Annotated in this window: 15 protein-coding genes and 1 riboswitch; of the genes, 10 read left to right on the forward strand and 5 right to left on the reverse strand. The window is 54.3% G+C overall.

Annotated features, from left to right (window positions below):
- Positions 1–179: 179 nt before the first annotated feature.
- Entirely contained in the window at positions 180–1,076 is an 897-nt protein-coding gene (gene metF / locus AC790_RS09595) for a methylenetetrahydrofolate reductase (RefSeq protein WP_049851603.1), read from the forward strand.
- Positions 1,077–1,162: 86 nt separating this feature from the next.
- Here the strand turns inward: metF and ppc are convergent, their stop codons facing one another.
- Complete coding sequence (ppc, locus tag AC790_RS09600) at positions 1,163–3,814, reverse strand: phosphoenolpyruvate carboxylase (protein WP_049851604.1); 2,652 nt, start codon at positions 3,812–3,814, stop codon at positions 1,163–1,165.
- Positions 3,815–4,067: 253 nt separating this feature from the next.
- The gene (gene argE / locus AC790_RS09605) at positions 4,068–5,216 is read right to left on the reverse strand and encodes an acetylornithine deacetylase (protein ID WP_007885409.1); all 1,149 of its coding nucleotides are present in this window, start codon (positions 5,214–5,216) and stop codon (positions 4,068–4,070) included.
- Positions 5,217–5,385: 169 nt separating this feature from the next.
- Between argE and argC the strand changes: the two genes are divergently transcribed.
- The 4 genes from argC (at position 5,386) to argH (ending at position 9,860) form a co-directional block, all read left to right on the forward strand.
- The gene (argC, locus tag AC790_RS09610; protein WP_049851605.1) at positions 5,386–6,390 is read left to right on the forward strand and encodes an N-acetyl-gamma-glutamyl-phosphate reductase; all 1,005 of its coding nucleotides are present in this window, start codon (positions 5,386–5,388) and stop codon (positions 6,388–6,390) included.
- Between the two features lie 15 nt (positions 6,391–6,405).
- Positions 6,406–7,179, forward strand: coding sequence for an acetylglutamate kinase (gene argB, locus AC790_RS09615; RefSeq protein ID WP_049851606.1), 774 nt, complete (start codon positions 6,406–6,408; stop codon positions 7,177–7,179).
- A gap of 14 nt (positions 7,180–7,193) precedes the next feature.
- Positions 7,194–8,411 carry an argininosuccinate synthase gene (locus AC790_RS09620; protein ID WP_007885413.1) on the forward strand — a complete coding sequence of 406 codons (1,218 nt, stop codon included), beginning with the start codon at positions 7,194–7,196 and terminating at the stop codon, positions 8,409–8,411.
- 75 nt (positions 8,412–8,486) lie between these two features.
- Positions 8,487–9,860 (forward strand): argininosuccinate lyase, encoded by a 1,374-nt coding sequence (argH, locus tag AC790_RS09625; protein ID WP_049851607.1) that lies wholly within the window; start codon positions 8,487–8,489, stop codon positions 9,858–9,860.
- A 213-nt stretch (positions 9,861–10,073) separates the two neighbouring features.
- Here the strand turns inward: argH and AC790_RS09630 are convergent, their stop codons facing one another.
- Entirely contained in the window at positions 10,074–10,808 is a 735-nt protein-coding gene (locus AC790_RS09630; protein ID WP_049851608.1) for a glutathione peroxidase, read from the reverse strand.
- A 128-nt stretch (positions 10,809–10,936) separates the two neighbouring features.
- On the opposite strand from AC790_RS09630, the gene oxyR reads away from it, so the two are divergent.
- A complete protein-coding gene (gene oxyR / locus AC790_RS09635; RefSeq protein WP_007885416.1) occupies positions 10,937–11,854 on the forward strand; it encodes a DNA-binding transcriptional regulator OxyR in 918 nt (305 codons plus the stop codon).
- Here the strand turns inward: oxyR and sthA are convergent.
- Complete coding sequence (gene sthA / locus AC790_RS09640; RefSeq protein WP_007885417.1) at positions 11,837–13,237, reverse strand: Si-specific NAD(P)(+) transhydrogenase; 1,401 nt, start codon at positions 13,235–13,237, stop codon at positions 11,837–11,839. The two genes, oxyR and sthA, sit on opposite strands and share 18 nt — an antisense overlap.
- 194 nt (positions 13,238–13,431) lie before the next feature.
- On the opposite strand from sthA, the gene fabR reads away from it, so the two are divergent.
- Together fabR and AC790_RS09650 are read left to right on the forward strand one after the other, a co-directional pair.
- Positions 13,432–14,076 carry an HTH-type transcriptional repressor FabR gene (gene fabR / locus AC790_RS09645; protein ID WP_049851609.1) on the forward strand — a complete coding sequence of 215 codons (645 nt, stop codon included), beginning with the start codon at positions 13,432–13,434 and terminating at the stop codon, positions 14,074–14,076.
- 18 nt (positions 14,077–14,094) lie between these two features.
- Entirely contained in the window at positions 14,095–14,451 is a 357-nt protein-coding gene (locus AC790_RS09650) for a YijD family membrane protein (RefSeq protein ID WP_007885419.1), read from the forward strand.
- A 36-nt stretch (positions 14,452–14,487) separates the two neighbouring features.
- On the opposite strand, the gene trmA is transcribed toward AC790_RS09650, so the two are convergent.
- Positions 14,488–15,591 carry a tRNA (uridine(54)-C5)-methyltransferase TrmA gene (trmA, locus tag AC790_RS09655; RefSeq protein WP_049851610.1) on the reverse strand — a complete coding sequence of 368 codons (1,104 nt, stop codon included), beginning with the start codon at positions 15,589–15,591 and terminating at the stop codon, positions 14,488–14,490.
- A gap of 112 nt (positions 15,592–15,703) precedes the next feature.
- A riboswitch (cobalamin riboswitch) is annotated at positions 15,704–15,885 on the forward strand.
- Positions 15,886–15,953: 68 nt separating this feature from the next.
- Between trmA and btuB the strand changes: the two genes are divergently transcribed.
- Both btuB and murI read left to right on the forward strand, forming a co-directional pair.
- Positions 15,954–17,840, forward strand: a complete 1,887-nt coding sequence (btuB, locus tag AC790_RS09660; RefSeq protein ID WP_049851611.1) for a TonB-dependent vitamin B12 receptor BtuB — start codon at positions 15,954–15,956, stop codon at positions 17,838–17,840.
- The gene (murI, locus tag AC790_RS09665) at positions 17,785–18,636 is read left to right on the forward strand and encodes a glutamate racemase (protein WP_007886469.1); all 852 of its coding nucleotides are present in this window, start codon (positions 17,785–17,787) and stop codon (positions 18,634–18,636) included. Before btuB ends, murI begins: the two co-directional genes overlap by 56 nt.
- The last annotated feature ends 359 nt before the right edge of the window (positions 18,637–18,995 follow it).

The raw sequence follows: 18,995 nt of genomic DNA on the forward strand, positions 1-18,995 counted from the left end.
TTTCATCTTCTCCCCGCATCATGAAACGCTTTCATCCTGATTGAAGATTTGTCACGCCTGTTCATTAATTTTCAGTTGACGCTAACGCGCTAATGGTTCATTTTGTGCATCTGGACGTCTAAACGTATGGATGTTCGCGAGCCGCAAAATAATCGATATGTGATGATGAGGTAATCAGGATGAGTTTCTTTCATGCCAATCAACGCGAAGCGTTGAACCAGAGCCTGGCTGAGCTGAACGGGCAAATTAATGTCTCTTTCGAATTTTTCCCGCCACGCACCAGTGAAATGGAAGAAACCTTGTGGAGCTCAATTGATCGTTTGAGCAGCCTGAAGCCAAAATTCGTCTCCGTAACATACGGTGCCAACTCGGGCGAGCGCGATCGCACGCACAGCATCATTAAAGGCATCAAGGATCGCACCGGTCTGGAAGCGGCGCCGCATTTAACCTGTATCGATGCCACGCGCGATGAACTGCGCGGGATTGCGCGTGATTACTGGGATAGCGGTATTCGTCATATCGTCGCGCTGCGCGGTGATTTACCGCCGGGCAGCGGCAAACCGGACATGTACGGTTCCGATCTGGTTGAACTGCTAAAAGATGTCGGCGATTTTGATATTTCCGTGGCGGCCTATCCGGAAGTGCACCCCGAAGCCAAAAGCGCGCAGGCCGATCTGATTAACCTGAAGCGTAAAATTGATGCCGGGGCTAACCGCGCGATCACCCAATTCTTCTTCGACGTTGAAAGCTATCTGCGCTTCAGAGATCGCTGTGTCGCAACGGGTATTGATGTTGAAATCGTGCCGGGCATTTTGCCGGTCTCTAACTTCAAGCAGCTGCAACGCTTCGCTACCATGACTAACGTGCGTGTGCCGGGTTGGATGAGCGCAATGTTTGAAGGTCTGGATAACGATCCGGAAACGCGCAAAATGGTTGGCGCGAGTGTCGCCATGGACATGGTCAAAATCCTGTCGCGTGAAGGGGTGAAGGATTTCCACTTCTATACGCTGAATCGCGCCGAATTGAGCTACGCCATTTGTCACACGCTGGGTGTGCGTCCGGCTATTGGTGGTTAAAATTGGCGGTCGCCATGAATGGCGACCCTACGAAATCCAATAAAAAAAGGAGCCGGTTGGCTCCTTTTTCACATCATGTGGGGAGATTAGCCCGTATTACGCATCCCCGCCGCGACACCGGCAATCGTCACCATCAGCGCTTGCTCAACGCGCGCATCAGGCTCGTCACCGCGCTCTTCCTGTGCGCGTGAACGATGCAGCAATTCAGCCTGCAACACGTTCAGCGGATCGGTATAGACGTTACGCAGCGCGATTGATTCGGCAATCCACGGTTGGTCAGCCATCAGGTGCGCATCGTTGGCGATGGTCAGCACCGCTTTAATATCCGCATCTAGCTGATCGCGTAGCTGCTTGCCGAGCGGCCACAGCGACTTATCCACCAGACGCTGATCGTAGTATTCCGCCAGCCACAGATCGGCTTTCGAGAACACCATCTCCAGCATGCCAAGACGCGTCGAGAAGAACGGCCAGTCGCGGCACATAGTTTCAAGCTCATCCTGATGCCCTTCATCCATCGCTTTTTGCAGCGCGGCACCGGCACCGAGCCAGGCCGGCAGCATCAGGCGGTTCTGCGTCCAGGCGAAGATCCACGGAATGGCACGCAGCGACTCCACACCGCCGGTTGGGCGACGCTTAGCCGGACGTGAACCCAGCGGCAGTTTACCCAGTTCCTGCTCAGGCGTAGCCGAACGGAAGTACGGCACGAAGTCCGGATTCTCACGCACATAGCCGCGATACATCGCGCAAGAGTGCGCTGACAAACCGTTCATGATCTCCTGCCATTCGCGTTTTGGTTCTGGCGGTGGCAGCAGGTTGGCTTCCAGAATCGCACCGGTATACAGCGACAGGCTGGCGATAGTGACTTCTGGTAAACCGTATTTGAAGCGAATCATCTCGCCCTGTTCGGTCACGCGCAGGCCGCCTTTCAGGCTGCCCGGTGGTTGTGACAGCAGCGCGGCATGTGCCGGTGCGCCGCCACGACCAATTGAGCCACCGCGTCCGTGGAACAGCGTCAGCGTGATGCCGGCACTCTCACAGGTTTTGATTAGCGCGTCCTGCGCCTGATATTGCGCCCAGCTGGCGGCCATCACGCCAGCATCTTTCGCTGAGTCGGAATAGCCAATCATCACCATCTGTTTGCCATTGATAAAGCCGCGATACCAGTCGATGTTCAGCAGCTGCGTCATTACGTCGTTGGCGTTGTTCAGGTCATCGAGGGTTTCAAACAGCGGCGCCACCGGCATGGCGTAAGGAATACCGGCTTCTTTTAGCAGCAGATGTACCGCCAACACGTCCGACGGCGTTTTCGCCATTGAGATCACGTAGGAGGCGATCGAACCCTGCGGTGCTTCGGCCACCACTTTGCAGGTATCGAGCACTTCGCGCGTCTCATCGCCCGGTTCCCACTGATGCGGCAACAGTGGACGCTTGGAATTCAGTTCGCGGATCAGGAAGGCTTGTTTATCGGCTTCTGACCAGCTTTCGTAGTCACCGAGGCCGAGATAACGCGTCACTTCGGCAATCGCCTGGGTATGGCGGGTGCTCTCCTGACGGATATCAATACGCACCAGCGGCACGCCAAAGCACTTCACGCGGCGCAGCGTATCCAGCAGCTGGCCATTGGCGATGATGCCCATGCCGCACTGTTGCAGAGATTGATAGATGGCAAATAGCGGATCCCACAGCTGATCGTTAGAAACCAGCAGATCGGCCGGACGCGGCAGGCGCTCGCCTTTCAGACGACGGCCCAGATAGGCCTGGGTTGTCATCAGCTGGCTGCGGATACGCTTCAGAACCATACGATACGGCTCCAGCGCTTCGGGATCGCCGCACAGTTCGCGCACTTCGTCGCTGCACTCGGACATCGACAATTCAGACACCAGCACGCCAATATCACGCAGGAACAGGTCCGCAGCTTTCCAGCGGCTCAGCTGCATCGCGTGGCGGGTAATCGGTGCGGTAACGTTTGGGTTGCCGTCACGGTCGCCGCCCATCCACGAGGTAAATTTGATCGGCACGAAATCAACCGGCAGTTTAATGCCAAAGGTCTCTTCGACTTGTTCATTCAGCTCACGCAGGAAGGCAGGTACGCCTTGCCACAGGCTATTTTCCACCACGGCAAAGCCCCATTTGGCTTCATCGATAGGCGTGGGACGATATTTACGGATCTCGTCGGTGTGCCACGCTTGCGCCACCAGCTGGCGCAGACGACGCATTACCTGCGTACGCTCGTAGTCAGAGATATCGCTGTGATCGAGTTGCTGTAAACAGCTGTTCACTTCGCCTAGCATATGGATCAGCGTGCGGCGGGTAATTTCAGTTGGGTGCGCGGTCAGCACCAGCTCCAGCGACAGCTCTTCAATCGACTGGCGGATAGCCGCTTCGCTAATATCACCTTGCTGTTTCAGACGTTCGAAGGTCTTCTTCAGCAGCTCAGGATGATTCGCGCCCTCGCCGCTGCGGGAAATGGTTTGATACTGCTCAGCGACGTTGGTGAGATTAAGGAACTGGCTAAACGCACGCGCAACCGGCAGCAGCTCGTCATTCGACAGATTTTGCAGCGTGGTCAGCAGTTCCTGACGATGGGTGTCATTTCCCGCACGGGATGACTTAGAGAGTTTACGGATGGTCTCCACCTGGTCGAGGATGTTCTCTCCTAGTGCATCCTTAATCGTATCCCCGAGCAGTTTGCCGAGCATACTGACATTACTTCGCATTGCGGAATATTGTTCGTTCATTGGACCCTGACACCCTCATCATCTTTTTAAATATCCCCACGGGAATTATCCACGGGCATAACATCGTCTTTTATCTAGCCACGTATCTACCTGCACGTCAATTGCCTTAAATCCGTGTAAATGTGCTGCTAAATAGCGGAAATTCAAAGAATTTGCTTGGAGCGAAGCGAGATAAGTTATTCTTATTATCAAATCCCGAACAATGACGGGGCAATTTGCTGATTTAACAGTGAAATGCCCCATCTGTTGTTCATCAATGACAAAAATGCTGCACCACTTGGGTGATAAGCGCATGAGTCGGCTTGATAAATGCGGTATCAATAAACTCATCTGGCTGGTGGGCTTGATTGATCGATCCCGGGCCTAAAACCAGCGTTGGGCACAATTGCTGGATAAAGGGCGCCTCAGTGCAATAGTTCACCACCTCGGTTGGCACGCCGAGCAGCTTCTCCACCACCTGCACCAGCTCGTGATCGGCAGGGCATTCGTAGCCTGGAATCGGCGGATGCAGCTCGCCCACGGTTAAACGTCCTGGCCAGCGCGCGCTGACCGGTGCCAGTGCGTCATTCAGCAGACCATCCAAATCGCTCAGGGTTAAGCCCGGCAGCGGGCGAATATCCATGTGCAATTCACAGCAGGCGCAGATGCGGTTGGCCGCGTCGCCACCATGAATATGACCAAAGTTCATGGTTGGATAAGGAATGGCAAAACCATCGTGGTTGTAACGCTCTTTCAGCGTGTTACGCAATTGCATCAGCTGGGTAATGGATTCGTGCATCAGTTCGATGGCGTTCACGCCGCGCGACGGATCGCTGGAGTGGCCCGATTGCCCCTGAATACGGATCACATTCGACAGATGGCCTTTGTGCGCGCGCACCGGCTTGAGCGACGTTGGCTCGCCGATGATGGCGCAATCGGGACGCAGCTGGGTCGATTCAGAGAAATACTTTGCGCCCGCCATGGTGGTCTCTTCATCGGCGGTCGCCAGAATGTAGAGCGGCTTGCTGAGTTTGGTCACGTCAACGTCACGCAGCGCATCCAAAATAAAGGCGAAGAAACCTTTCATATCCGCGGTGCCCAAGCCGTAAAGCTTGTTGTCGTGTTCGGTCAGCGTGAAGGGATCGCGCGTCCAGCGGCCATCATCGTAGGGTACGGTATCGGTATGGCCGGCCAGCAACAGGCCGCCTGCGCCCAATCCACTGCGTGCCAGCATGTTGAATTTATGCCGCGTGCCAGGCACCGGCTGCACTTCTACACTGAAGCCAATATCGCGGAACCAGCCGGCCAGCAAATTGATTAAAGTTTCATTACTCTGATCCAGTGCGCTGTCGGTTGCGCTGATTGATGGCGTGGCAATCAACTGGCGGTAGAGTTCGATAAAAGGTGGTAATTTTGTCTTCACTGTTGACGGTCCTTGGGTTAGGATGTATCAATATTCATGCATTAATAGTGAATAAAAATACAATAACGTCGCTTGCATGTGAAGCATCAAATCTTCTGCAAACGGCATCCTGGGCAACGGGGCAAGGCCGCGACCCGATACGTGTGACTGTAATAAGGTATACAGCCTGATGTTGAATACGCTGATCGTTGGTGCCAGTGGTTACGCTGGCGTAGAGCTTGCCACCTACCTGAATCGCCATCCGCATATGAACATAACCGCTTTGGCGGTTTCAGCGCAAAGCCCGGATGCTGGAAAGTTATTGTCGGATTTGCATCCGCAGCTCAAAGGCATTATCGATTTGCCGCTGCAGCCGCTGAGCGAAGCCTCGGAATGGGCCGATAAAGTGGATGTGGTGTTCCTCGCGACTGCGCACGAAGTCAGCCACGATCTGGCACCCGAATTCCTCAAAGCCGGTTGCGTGGTGTTTGACCTCTCTGGCGCGTTCCGCGTCAACGACGACGCTTTTTATACGCAATATTACGGTTTCAGCCATCAGCATCAGGATTGGCTGGATAAAGCGGTTTATGGCCTGGCCGAATGGCAGCACGACAAAATCAAAGATGCGCAGTTGGTTGCGGTGCCGGGTTGCTACCCAACCGCAGCACAGCTTTCGCTGAAACCGCTAATCGAGGCCGGTCTGCTTAACGATGCACAGTGGCCGGTGATTAATGCCACCAGCGGCGTGAGCGGTGCAGGACGTAAAGCCAACGTTGCCACCAGTTTCTGTGAAGTGAGCTTGCAGCCGTACGGCCTGTTTAATCACCGTCATCATCCGGAAATCGTCGCGCATCTCGGCACGCCAGTGATATTCACGCCACATCTGGGCAGTTTCCCGCGCGGTATTTTGTCGACCACCACCTGCCGCCTGAAAGCGGGCGTGACGCAACAGGATGTGGCCGATGCCTTCCATAAGGCTTACCACGACAAGCCGCTGGTGCGCGTGTATGACAAAGGCGTTCCGGCGCTGAAAGCGGTGGTCGGTTTGCCATTCTGCGACATCGGCTTCGCCATGCAAGGCGAGCACCTGATTGTGGTCGCTGCTGAAGATAACCTGCTGAAAGGCGCCTCCTCGCAGGCGGTTCAGTGTTTGAACATTCGTTTCGGCTTCCCCGAAACGCTCTCTCTGATTTAACGAACGGATAACGCAATGAATCCATTGATCATTAAACTGGGTGGCGTGCTGCTGGATAGCGAAGAAGCGCTGGCCCGTATGTTTGATGCCCTGCTGGCATATCGCAATGAACATCAGCGTCCGCTGATCATTGTGCACGGTGGCGGTTGCGTGGTGGACGAGCTGATGAAGAAGCTCGCGCTGCCGGTGAAAAAGAAGAACGGTTTGCGCGTGACGCCAGCCGATCAGATTGACATTATTACCGGTGCGTTAGCCGGTACCGCCAACAAAACGCTGCTGGCGTGGGCGAAGAAATATGGCATCGGCGCAGTGGGTTTGTGCCTGGGCGATGCCGGTTTGGTCAACGTTGCACAGCTCGATGAAGAACTCGGTCACGTTGGCAACGCCACGCCAGGTAATCCGGCGCTGGTGAACACGCTGCTGGCGGCAGGCTACATGCCGGTGATCAGCTCGATTGGTATCACCGACGGCGGGGAGTTGATGAACGTCAATGCTGACCAGGCCGCCACCGCGCTGGCCGCGACCATCGGTGCCGATTTAGTGCTGCTATCCGACGTCAGCGGTATTCTCGACGGCAAAGGTCAGCGCATTGAAGAGATGACTGCAGCGAAAGCGGAACAGCTGATCGCGCAGGGCATCATCACCGATGGCATGATCGTGAAAGTGAATGCGGCGCTCGATGCCGCCCGCACCCTCGGTCGCCCGGTCGATATCGCCAGCTGGCGTCATGCTGAACAACTGCCAACCCTTTTCAACGGCGTGTCAATTGGCACCCGGATTCTCGCATAATCAAGGATTAAGACATGAGCACGCAAAACATCAAAAAAATCGTTCTGGCCTACTCAGGCGGTCTGGATACTTCAGCCATCATTCCATGGCTGAAAGAGAACTATGGCGGCTGTGAAGTGGTGGCGTTTGTGGCGGATATCGGCCAGGAACGTGGCGATCTGGAAGGCGTTGAGAAGAAAGCACTGCAGTCTGGCGCTTCTGAGTGCCACGTGGTTGACCTGCGTGAAGAGTTCATCAGCGAATACGTCTATCCGGTGCTGCAGACCGGCGCCCTGTACGAAGGCACTTATCTGCTGGGCACCTCAATGGCGCGTCCGATTATCGCCAAAGCGCAGGTTGAGCTGGCACTGAAAGTGGGCGCAGATGCGCTGTGCCACGGCGCGACCGGCAAAGGTAATGACCAGGTGCGTTTCGAAACCACCTACACCGCGTTGGCACCACAGCTGAAAGTGGTTGCGCCATGGCGTGAATGGGACCTGCGTTCACGTGAAGCGCTGCTGGATTACCTGAAAGAGCGCAATATCCCGACCACCGCGTCGCTGGAAAAAATCTATAGCCGTGATGAGAACGCATGGCACATCTCCACGGAAGGTGGCGTGCTGGAAAGCCCAGCTAATGCACCGAACAAAGATTGCTGGGTGTGGACCGTTGATCCGCTGGAAGCGCCCGATCAGCCAGAAAACGTCACGGTTACCGTCGAGAAAGGCCGGGTAGTTGCGGTGAACGGCGAGAAGTTGAGCCCGTTCCAGTGCCTGGAAAAACTTAACGTGCTGGGCGCGAAACACGGCGTGGGTCGTATCGACATCGTGGAAAACCGCCTGGTGGGCATCAAGTCTCGTGGCTGCTACGAAACCCCGGGCGGCACCATCATGGTGAACGCGCTGCGTGCGGTTGAACAGCTGGTACTGGATCGCGATAGCTTTAAATGGCGCGAGCAGCTGGGCCATGAAATGTCTTACGTGGTTTACGATGGCCGCTGGTTCGCGCCACTGCGTAAATCCATTCAGGCCGCTGCCGAATCACTGGCAGCAGAGGTGAACGGCGAAGTGGTGCTGCAACTGTACAAAGGCCAGGCCACGGCGATTCAGAAAACCTCCGCCAACAGCCTGTACTCAGAAGAGTTCGCCACCTTTGGCGAAGACGAAGTTTACGATCATCGCCACGCGGGCGGCTTTATCCGTCTGTTCTCGCTCTCTTCACGCATTCGCGCGCTGAACGAGCAGAAGAAGTAATACCGCGGCAAGCGACACATTTTGCAAGGGCGGCTTCGGGCCGCCTTTTCTATAACGGATTCAGGAGTAATTCAGATGGCACTTTGGGGCGGACGTTTTTCGCAGGCAGCAGACCAACGGTTCAAACAGTTCAACGACTCGCTGCGTTTTGACTATCGCCTGGCCGAGCAGGACATTACCGGTTCGATTGCCTGGTCAAAAGCGCTGGTCACGGTCAACGTGTTGACCCATGAAGAGCAGCAGCAGCTGGAAAGCGCGTTGCATGAACTGCTGGCTGAAGTACGTGCCAATCCCGAGCAGATTCTGCAAAGCGATGCCGAAGATATTCACAGCTGGGTGGAAGGCAAGCTGATCGATAAAGTTGGCGCACTGGGCAAGAAATTGCACACCGGGCGTAGCCGTAACGATCAGGTCGCGACCGATCTGAAACTGTGGTGCAAAGAGCAGGTTGCGGTGCTGCTGGAGGCCACGCGCGAACTGCAATCGGCGCTGGTGACCACGGCCGAAGCCAATCAGGATGCGGTGATGCCGGGTTACACGCACCTGCAGCGTGCGCAGCCGGTGACCTTCGCGCACTGGTGCCTGGCGTACGTTGAGATGCTGGCGCGTGATGAGAGCCGTCTGCAGGATGCGCTGAAGCGTATGGATGTCAGCCCGCTGGGTTGCGGTGCGCTGGCCGGTACCGCCTATGAGATCGATCGTCAGCAGCTGGCGGGTTGGTTAGGGTTTGCGTCTGCCACGCGTAACAGCCTCGATACCGTTTCCGATCGCGATCACGTGCTGGAGCTGCTGTCAGATGCGTCGATTGGTATGGTGCATCTGTCGCGCTTTGCGGAAGACCTGATCTTCTTCAACACCGGTGAAGCGGGCTTCCTTGAGCTGTCGGATAAAGTCACTTCCGGTTCTTCGCTGATGCCACAGAAGAAAAACCCGGATGCGCTGGAGCTGATCCGTGGCAAATGCGGTCGTGTGCAAGGTGCGCTAACCGGCATGATGATGACGCTGAAAGGCCTACCGCTGGCATACAACAAAGATATGCAGGAGGACAAAGAAGGGCTGTTCGATGCACTCGACACCTGGCTCGACTGCCTGCATATGTCGGTGCTGGTGCTGGATGGCATTCAGGTAAAACGTCCGCGCTGTCAGGAAGCCGCTGAGCAGGGTTATGCTAACTCAACGGAGCTGGCCGATTATCTGGTGGCGAAAGGTGTACCGTTCCGTGAAGCGCACCACATTGTCGGTGAGACAGTGGTCGAAGCGATCAAGCAAGGCGTAGCGCTGGAAGCGCTTACTCTGGCGCAACTCAAGCAGTTCAGTGCGGTGATTGAGGATGATGTTTATCCGATTCTGTCGCTGCAATCCTGCCTGGATAAGCGTAATGCGCAAGGCGGCGTATCGCCACAGCAGGTCGCGTTTGCTATCAATGAAGCCCAGAAACGTTTGGGTTAAAGGCATTGCGCAATAAATTGCGCCGCTACGGTTTGTGCACATTTTTGTAGCGGCGCGATTTATCGCGCTCAGTTGATGTTCATTACGGTTACGACAAATAAAAAAAAAGCGGGCACCGTTTCGGTAGCCCGCCAACCTCTAGCTTCGGAATTACATATTGTTATAGGCACATCATCAAGGGCAGGCCACTCCCGGCCAACTCTGTGATTAGGTTTAAGCAGATTGCAGGTACTGCTCCAGATCGTCGCTGCCGCCAATGTGACGACCACCGATAAATACCTGAGGCACCGTGGCGCGGCCTGAAACGGCACGCAGACTCACGGTAGTGGCATCTTGCCCCAGCACGATTTCTTCAAACGCGATGCTGCGATCAATCAGCAGCTGTTTCGCTTTGGTGCAGAACGGACAGCCGGGTTTCGTGAACACCGACACCGATTCCTGCACCTTATATTCAGGAGCCAGATAGCGCAGCAGCGTATCGGCATCCGACACTTCAAATGGATCGCCCGGCTTGTTCGGCTCGACAAACATCTTCTCAATGACGCCGTTGCGCACCAGCATGGAATAACGCCATGAGCGCGGGCCAAAACCGACATCCGCTTTTTCCACCAGCATGTTCATGCCGCGGGTGAAGTCGCCATTGCCGTCCGGGATAAAGGTGATATGTTCAGCGCGCTGATCGGCCTTCCACGCATTCATGACAAAGGTATCGTTCACTGACACACAAAGAATGCTGTCGACACCGTGCTGGGCAAAGGTGCTGAACAGCTCGTTGTAGCGTGGCAGGTGGCTCGATGAGCAGGTGGGCGTAAACGCACCCGGCAGCGAGAACACGATAACGGTTTTGTCTTTAAAAAGTTCGTCAGTGGTGAGATCGACCCAGCGATCGCTCTGACGCGTGTGAAAAGTGACCTGCGGTACGGCTTTGCCTTCCTGGCTGGCGAACATATCTTTTCCTCAATTATCAGTGGACTCAATTCGATGAGGCGTATTATTCCCGTTCGCGCCTTGATAGGGCCAATCGTTCATTGCTATTCTATCTATCGCCACGGGCTATCGTGGTTTGGAGGATTTCAATGAATATTCGTGATCTCGAATACCTGGTTTCACTTGCGGAGCATCGCCATTTCCGGCGTGCAGCTGACGCATGTCATGTCAGCCAACCCACCTTAAGTGGACAGATTCGTAAGCTGGAAGATGAACTCGGTGTAATGCTGCTGGAGCGTACCAGCCGTAAAGTGTTATTCACTCAGGCTGGGCTGTTGCTGGTGGATCAGGCGCGAACCGTGCTGCGCGAAGTGAAAGTATTGAAAGAGATGGCAAGCCAACAGGGCGAAGCGATGTCTGGACCGCTGCACATTGGTTTGATTCCGACCACCGGGCCGTATCTGCTGCCGCACATCATTCCGATGCTGCATCAGACCTTCCCCAAACTCGAAATGTACCTGCACGAAGCGCAGACGCAGCAATTGCTGGCACAGCTCGACAGCGGCAAGCTGGATTGCGCCATTGTGGCATTGGTAAAAGAGAGCGAGGCCTTTATTGAGGTGCCGCTGTTTGATGAGCCGATGACGCTGGCGGTGTATGCCGATCATCCGTGGCGCGATCGCGATCGCGTGCCGATGTCAGATCTGGCCGGTGAGAAGTTGCTGATGCTGGAAGATGGGCACTGCTTGCGCGATCAGGCGATGGGCTTCTGTTTCGAAGCCGGCGCCGATGAAGATACGCATTTCCGCGCCACCAGCCTGGAAACGCTGCGCAACATGGTTGCCGCCGGTAGCGGTATTACCTTGCTGCCTGCGCTCTCTGTGCCGAATGAACGCGTGCGCGATGGTGTCTGTTATCTGCCTTGCTACAAGCCCGTGCCGCAGCGCACCATCGCGTTGGTCTATCGTCCAGGCTCACCTCTGCGCAACCGCTATGAGCAGTTGGCAGAAGCAATTAAAACCCATATGCAGGGTTACCTGGAAACTTCGTTAAAACAGGCGGTTTAAGCCGTTTAACGCCGCCACACGATAGGCTTCGGCCATGGTGGGATAGTTGAAGGTGGTATTCACGAAATACTCAATCGTGTTGCCGCCGTTCTTCTGTTCCATGATGGCCTGACCAATGTGGATGATCTCCGCAGCACGCTCACCAAAGCAGTGAATCCCTAAGATCTCTTTGGTTTCGCGGTGGAACAGGATCTTCAGGCTGCCGACATGCATGCCAACAATCTGCGCACGCGCCAGGTGTTTAAACTGCGCACGACCCACTTCATACGGCACTTTCATCGCAGTAAGCTGCTGTTCAGTTTTACCCACTGAGCTGATCTCCGGAATGGTATAAATCCCGGTTGGAATATCCTCGATCAGATGAGCGGTAGCTTCACCTTTGATAATCGCCTGCGCGGCAATGCGACCCTGATCGTAAGCGGCCGAGGCCAGGCTTGGATAGCCAATCACGTCGCCGACTGCATAGATGTGTGGCTGCGCGGTTTGATACATGCTGTTCACTTTCAGCAGGCCACGACCATCGGCTTCCAGTCCCACGTTTTCCAGCGCCAGTGAATCGGTGTTACCAGTACGACCATTCGCGTACAGCAGGCAATCCGCTTTCACTTTCTTGCCCGATTTCAGGTGAATAATCACCCCGTCATCAACACCTTCAATTTTCTCGAACTCTTCGTTGTGACGAATCACCACGCCGCTGTTCCAGAAGTGATAGGAGAGCGAATCTGACATCTCCTGATCAAGGAACGCCAGCAGGCGATCGCGGGTGTTAATCAGGTCAACCTTGACGTTCAGGCCGCGGAAAATCGACGCATATTCACAACCGATCACGCCGGCGCCGTAGATGATGACGTGGCCAGGTTCATGGTGCAGGTTGAGGATGGAGTCGGAATCGTAAACGCGTGGATGGGTAAAATCGACGTCCGTTGGATGATACGGGCGAGAACCACAAGCGATAACGAATTTCTCCGCGGTTAAGCGCTCGCGCGTGCCGTCGGGTTGTTCCACTTCGATGGTGTTGGCATCAACAAAACGCGCGTCGCCTTGATACAGTTCACAGCGGTTGCGCTCATAAAAACCCTGACGCATTGCGGTTTGCTGACTGATAACGTTCTCGGTGTGGTTCAGAATGTCGGCGAATGAGGAGCGCAGGAGTCGAGTGTGATCGCTGTAAAGTGGGTTTTGATTGAACTCGATGATACGGCTGACAGCGTGACGAAGGGCTTTGGAGGGGATGGTTCCCCAGTGAGTACAACCGCCGCCGATGTTGTGGTAGCGTTCGATCACTGCAATACGCGCTCCCTGCTTTACCAGCCCCATCGCCGCACCTTCGCCGCCCGGACCGGAGCCAATCACAATGGCATCGTAATCGTAAGACTTTTGCATACCAGTACGTCCTATTTTTTTATCACATTTTTACAACGAGATTCTAACATCTCGCCGCGCACATCTGAATTCTAACAGCGTAAATTGCTGAAGTTTGACAAAGCGTGAGGTTCACAGGCGTTCACAAAGTTTGCACCGCTGTACGCTGAAAAGTTTGTTATAGTGCCTGCCAAATCACCTAAAAGGCCGGGAAAATGGGCGTCAGAGCGCTACAAAAAGAACGTACACGACGTTCACTGATTGAAGCTGCCTTCAGTCAGTTAAGTGCAGAAAGGAGTTTTGCCAGCCTGAGCTTACGGGAAGTTGCACGTGAAGCGGGGATTGCGCCGACCTCATTTTATCGTCACTTTCGCGATGTGGACGAACTCGGTTTGACCATGGTAGATGAAAGCGGCTTGATGTTGCGCCAATTGATGCGGCAAGCACGCCAGCGCATCGCCAAGGGCGGCAGCATCATCAAAACCTCGGTGGCGACTTTTATGGAGTTCATCGGGAACAATCCCAACGCTTTTCGGCTCTTACTACGCGAACGCTCCGGAACGTCGGCGGCGTTTCGTGCCGCAGTGGCACGGGAGATTCAGCACTTTATCGCCGAACTGGCCGATTACCTTGAGCTGGAAAATCGCATGCCGCGCAGTTTCACCGAGGCGCAGGCTGAAGCCATGGTAACGATTGTGTTTAGCGCGGGTGCCGAAGCCCTGGACGTCGATATCGAACAGCGTCGTAAGCTCGAAGATCGACTGGTGCTGCAGCTGCGTATGATCGCCAAAGGTGCGTATTACTGGTATCGCCGGGAGCAAGAGCGCCTGTCGGTTACCCTGGAAAAAACCGCAGAGTAATGTGATAAGGATAAAAAAATGATTGAGCAAAACCCTCGCGATAAAGGAACGCTGTTATTAGCTTTTATCACCGGTTTAGCTATCAACGGCTCCTTTTCGGTGCTGTTCAGTACGTTTGTTCCCTTTTCGATATTCCCGTTGATTGCGCTGGGCCTGGCGGCCTGGTGTCTGCATCAGCGCTATCTCAACCGCAATATGCCCGACGGCATGCCGTCGCTGGCGGCGGCGTTCTTCCTGTTAGGAATATTGGTGTATAGCGCGCTGGTGCGGGCTGAATATCCGGACATTGGCTCCAATTTCATCCCCACCATTCTGATGGTGGCGCTGGTGTTCTGGATTGCCATGCGCTTCCGTCGCGCGAAGAACCGGCAGTAAGAGAAAAAACGGGAACCTTAGGGTTCCCGTTTTTGTTTAGGCTTTCAGCGTCAGCAGCACGCCACACTCCATATGATGGGTGTAGGGGAATTGATCAAACAGCGCCAGCCGCGTGACATCATGGGTTTCTGCCAACACCGCAAGGTTTTCGCATAGCGTTTGCGGATTGCAGGAGATATAAAGGATGCGCGGATACGCCTGCACCATCTTCACGGTTTCCGCATCCAGCCCGCTGCGCGGCGGATCGACGAAAATGGTTTCGCACTGATAGCTCTTCAGATCGATGCCTTCTAAGCGATTGAAGCTGCGTATGCCGTTCATCGCCTGAGTAAACTCCTCGGCGGCCATGCGAATGATCTGCACGTTATCAATGTGGTTGGCGGCAATATTGTATTGCGCAGAAGCCACCGATGGTTTGGCAATCTCCGTGGCCAATACGCGGCGGAAGTTGCGTGCCAGCGCCAGCGAGAAATTACCATTCCCGCAATAGAGTTCCAGCAGATCGCCACGCGAATCCTGCGTCACGTCCAGTGCCCACTCCAGCATCTGAATATTCATCGCCGCGTTTGGTTGGGTGAAGCTGTTCTCTACCTGACGATAAATCATCTCTTTGCCGGCGACCGGCAAGCGTTCATCGACGTAATCGCGATCGAGACAGATTTTGGTTTTGGTGGCGCGACCAATTAGCTGCACATCAAAACCTTCAGCGCGCAGGCTGTCGCGCAGGGCGCTGGCTGCTGCAGTCCACTCCTCTTCCAGCTTGCGGTGATAGAGCAGCGAGATGACGATCTGGTTGCTCATGGTCGACAGGTAATCGATCTGGAATAACTTAAAACGCAGTGCGCGGTTATCCCGGATCGCATTGATCAATTTCGGCATTAGCTGGTTGATCAATTCACTGGCGGCCGGGAATTGATCGACACGAATACGTTGTTTGGTCTCCTGATCAAAGATGATGTGGTAGAGATCGTCACCGTCATGCCAGATGCGGAATTCGGCGCGCATCCGATAGTGGCTGACCGGTGAGCGGAACACCTCCACGTCGGGCGCGGCAAAGGGCACCATCATCGCCTGTAAGCGGCTGACCTTTTCCGCCAGTTGCGCGTCGTATTGTTCAATCGGGAGCTGTTCGGGTGTCATCTTTAATCCTGGTAATAAGCTGGCTTGCCGGGCGATTGTAGGCATTCAACTGCTGATGTCCAGCCCTGTGGAAAACAAGATGGCTGGAAGTCTGGATTTCCGGCCTTCCTGGCCGTAGACTGCGCCTGCCGGCCTCCTTGAGTTAAAAGGGAATCCAGTGTGAATCTGGAGCTGACGCGCAGCGGTAAAGAATGTCGTGGTGATGGCACCTATAAACACTGTCCTGCCGGATGGGAAGTTTTTCACCATTTATGATTCTCAGCCCGAAGACCTGCCGGTGTGACGTCGCAATACATACGACCATCGCGAGCTATTGGTTGTAGTCGTGCGGCATCCTGCTTCGTCTTTTGGATGCTATAACAATGAAAAACACACATGCTTCGCTGTTTGCCTTCAGTGCAACGGCGTTGTCTCTCTGGGCGCAATTTGGCTATGCCCAGCAGAATGATGATACGCAAATCGTAACGGCTAACCGCTTCGCACAGCCGGTCTCTTCGGTGCTGGCTTCAACGTCTGTCGTCACGCGTGACGAGATTGATCAGTGGCAATCGAAAAACCTGCTGGAAGTGCTGCGCCGCTTGCCTGGTGTGGATATCGCGCAAAGCGGCGGTATCGGTCAAAGCGCTTCTATGTATGTGCGTGGCTCGGAAGCGCGTCATACGCTGATCCTGATTGACGGTGTGCCGTTTTCTAAACCCGGTATCACCGGCGTTGCTGACTTTAACCAAATCCCGGTTTCCATTATTCAGCGTGTCGAGTTTATTCGCGGTCCGCGTTCTGCCGTTTACGGTGCGGATGCGATTGGCGGCGTAGTTAACGTCATTACGCAAAACCCTAATAACCAAAATTCACTTTCAGCGGGCTTTGGCTCGAAGGGATATCAGGAGTACAGCGGCGGCATCAATCAGAACGTCACTGACCAGACGCGTTTGACGGTAGCGGGTTCTTATCAGGCCACTAACGGCTATAACGTTCAGCCCGGCTCAACGTCTGCGACCGATCGCGACCGTGATGGCTGGCGCAATAAAGCATTCTGGGCCGGCGTTGATCATAAGTTTAATGACACGTTTTCTGGCTTCTTTCGCGGTTATGGCTATGCCGCGAACTCAGATTATGATGCGGGCTATGTCGGTGGTCAGGATGAGCAGCAAATCTATAATCACTCGTTTGATACCGGCCTGCGCTTTAATCATGACGCTTACTCTTCACAGCTGACCGCCAGTTATCAGAAGTACAAAATCTACAACTACGTTGGTGCTGACGGTCGCTATGCGGACTCCAACAGTTTGGATGATATGGAGCAGCGCAACCTGCAGTGGGGCAACACCCTGGCGGTGGGGCACGGTATGGTCAGCGCGGGGCTGGATTGGCAACAGCAGAAGCTGAACTCCATTGGCCAACTCTATTCTGGTGCCCCGCGCGATGAAGATGGCTATAAGCAGGATAACACCGGCGCCTATCTGACGGCTCAGCAGCAGTTTGGCAACGTTACGCTTGAAGGCTCTGCGCGCGGTGATGATAACCAAGACTTTGGTCGCCATGGCACCTGGCAAACGGCAGCCGGTTGGGAGTTTGTGCCGGGCTATAAAGCTTCACTCTCTTATGGGACAGGCTTCCAGGCACCAACGCTCGGTCAGTTATATGGTTTGAAGCGTTACGGCATTAGTTCAAATCCCGATCTGAACCCGGAGAAATCAAAACAGTGGGAAGCTGCGCTGGAAGGTTTAACCGGCCCGGTTAACTGGCGTGTTGCGGCGTATCACAATAAAGTCAGCAATCTTATTACCTATGCTTCTGATCCCGTGACATTTGAGGGCGGCTATTACAATGAAAAAGCCGTTACGCTGAAAGGGATTGAAGCCACAGCTGATTTTGATACCCGCTTCCTTCATCACCAGATCACTCTGGGTTATCTGGATGCTCGCCGTGATTCTGATGGTGAAACACTGGCGCGTCGTGCGCGTGAACAAGCGAAATATCAGCTGGGTATGACGGTGTATGACTTTGATATCGACGTCATCTATCAGTACTTCGGCAAGCGCTACGATAACAACACCAGCGAATATGCGAGTGAGCAGCGTCGCTTATCAAGTTACAGCACGGTAGATCTCGCTGTCTCGTATCCGGTCACATCACAGCTCACCGTTCGTGGTAGAATTGCCAACCTGTTCGATAAAGATTATGAGACAGCGTATGGCTATCCAACTCCAGGAACGGAGTATTACCTCAGCGCCAGCTACAGCTTCTGATCTGCGTCCCACCGTGCTGGTATTTGACTCCGGCGTCGGTGGGCTCTCCGTTTATGATGAGGTCCGACATTTATTGCCGGATCTTCACTATCTCTACGCCTTCGATAATGAAGGTTTTCCGTACGGCGAAAAATCCGAAGACTTTATTGTCGAGCGTGTGGTGGCTGTGGTGACGGCTATCACGCAGCGTTTCCCGCTGGCGCTGGTGATCATCGCGTGTAACTCTGCCAGCACCATCTCTTTACCGGCTCTGCGTGAGCGCTTTGAATTCCCGGTTGTCGGGGTGGTGCCTGCCATTAAACCTGCTGCACGCCTGACGCGTAATGGTGTGGTGGGATTATTGGCGACGCGTGGCACGGTGAAACGTCCTTATACGCATGAGTTAGTGGCGCAGTTTGCCCGCGATTGTAAAATTGAAATGCTCGGTTCGGCTGAGCTGGTGGAGCTGGCGGAAGCCAAGCTGCATGGCGAAGATGTTGAGTTAGCTGATGTGCGCCGCGCTGTGCAACCCTGGCTACGTATGAAAGAACCGCCGGATACCGTAGTGCTGGGATGCACGCATTTCCCTTTATTGCGTGATGAATTGCAATTGGTGTTGCCGGAAGGGACGCGTTTAGTGGATTCAGGCGCGGCTATTGCACGTCGTACCGTCTGGTTATTGGAGCATGAAGCGCCGCATGCTGTTTCATCCGGGCAGAATTTAGCGTTCTGTACGCGAATGGATGATGAAGTGACGAAATTATCACCGATTTTGCAGCGTTATGGCTTCCCGTTGCTGGAAAAATTAGCAGTTTAGTCGTGTTTCGCCGAAAAAATCAGCACTCGAAAATTAATTTGAAATTAGCACTTGTCAGCTCCAAAGAAATCCCTATACTGCGCCTCCACTGACACGGAACAACGGCTTACGAAGCGATGTGTTCAGGAGGTAGTCTTCAAGGCAACCTTCAGAAAAGCAAAAATAAATGCTTGACTGAGAATGCGGAAAGCGTAATATACGCATCCCGCGCCGCTAGAGAAATCGCGGCACTGCTCTTTAACAATTTATCAGACAATCTGTGTGGGCACTCGCAGGATTGATATCAGCGTCTCCGGACGCAAAAAAATATCAAGTCTCACGAGTGAACACATAATGAAATTCATTATGACGTTTTACAG

Origin of the sequence: Pantoea sp. RIT-PI-b (genome assembly GCF_001187905.1) — a bacterium.
Classification (GTDB): Bacteria; Pseudomonadota; Gammaproteobacteria; order Enterobacterales; family Enterobacteriaceae; genus Pantoea; species Pantoea nemavictus.